General features: G+C 54.6%; 1 protein-coding gene. It reads right to left on the bottom strand.

Annotation, left to right across the window (positions count from 1 at the left end):
* Positions 1-26: 26 nt before the first annotated feature.
* Positions 27-1,384 (bottom strand): IS3 family transposase gene (locus V7778_RS25070; RefSeq protein WP_335560356.1). Its coding sequence is split into 2 segments (ribosomal slippage): positions 27-898 and positions 898-1,384, totalling 1,359 coding nucleotides; the frame shifts between segments, so codons are not numbered across the junction.
* Positions 1,385-1,431 lie beyond the last annotated feature (47 nt).

Genomic DNA, 1,431 nt, shown 5'->3' with positions numbered 1-1,431 from the left:
TGAACTGACCCCATTAAGTTAGACGGTTAAAAGCTCAACAGGGAGGCTCGAGTCCGGTACTGTACAGGACTCAGTCCTCCCAACTTCATTTTGATGCGGTCATAGTTGTAGTAACGGATGTACTCCGTCAGCTCCTGCTTGAATTGCTCGATGCTGCTGAACCTCCTGCCATGGAAGAGTTCTGACTTCAGGACAGCGAAGAAGCTTTCCATCGCCGCATTGTCATGGCAGTTGCCTTTGCGGGACATGCTTTGCCTAAGCTGCCGTTTTTTCAAGGCCAGCTGATAGGCCGGCATCCGATACTGCCACCCCTGATCTGAGTGCAGAATCGGGCGCTCCCACGGCTTCAGGAGGTCCAGGGCACGGTGCAGCATCGCCCCTACCAGCTCAAAGCTCGGTCGCTTGCCTGCCTCAAAAGCGACGATCTCACCGTTATACAGGTCCATTACCGGGGACAGGTATAGCTTCTCTCCAGCGATGCTGAACTCGGTCACGTCCGTCACCCATTTCTGGTTAGGTTTTTTGGCCTTGAACTGTCGCTTTAGTCTGTCTGGCGCAGCTTTGCCGGTCTCGCCTTTATACGACTGGTACTTTTTCGGACGCACCAGCGACTTCAGGTCGAGCATCCCCATGAGCCGCTGGACGGTTTTATGGTTGACCACCTGCCCAGCCTGGCGCAGCGCCGCAGTCACCCGGCGATAGCCATAGCGCCCTTTATGGCGACGGAAGATCTCTTTGATCGATTCCTTCAGCGGCTGATATTTATCGTCAACCTGCATCTGGGCCAACCAATAGTAGAACGTGCTCTTTGCCAGGCCTGCGGCCTTGAGCAGATGAGGCAATCGGTGCTGCTGCCTTAGTTCGTGTACTACTTCCGCTTTTTGGCGGGAGCTGATTTCTCCGACTCGACCAAGGCTTTCAGCTTTTTTAGGTAGGCATTCTCCGCACGCAGATATTCCAGTTCCTTCAAGAGCTCTTCTTGCGAGCGCTTGCTGTCATCAGGAGATGGCTGAGGAGTGACTGGTGGTGCTTTCATCTTGCGTGGGCCTCGAATGTGTAAGGTCAGACCTTCGGCGCCGCTGTTGTGACGTCGCTCCCAATCGGACACGCGGGTCGCGCTGGGGAGGTTGAATATAGCGGCTGTCTGCCTGTAAGAAAGACCATTTTCCCACATGTGCTGCAGAACCGACAGTTTGAACTCGACGCTGTACCGGCCCCATGCTCTCTTCGATAGTCCTTCCTGTCCATGCAAACGGAATCGCTCCACCCATGATCGAAGCAACGGCGCCGCTACTCCGTGCCGCTGCGCTAACTTGTCGAATCCGTCGGGACCGTCCAGATACTGCTGAACGACCGATAGCTTGAACTGCTCTGTATGCTTCATGAAAAACCCCAAGAGTGGACAAAGTCCAACTTCTTGGGGTCAGTTCA

The sequence above is a fragment of the Massilia sp. DD77 genome, assembly GCF_036961685.1.
In the GTDB taxonomy this organism is placed as follows: domain Bacteria; phylum Pseudomonadota; class Gammaproteobacteria; order Burkholderiales; family Burkholderiaceae_D; genus Telluria.
The sequence above is the reverse complement of the archived record's forward strand: the minus strand, read 5'-3'. Positions and strand labels throughout refer to the sequence as shown.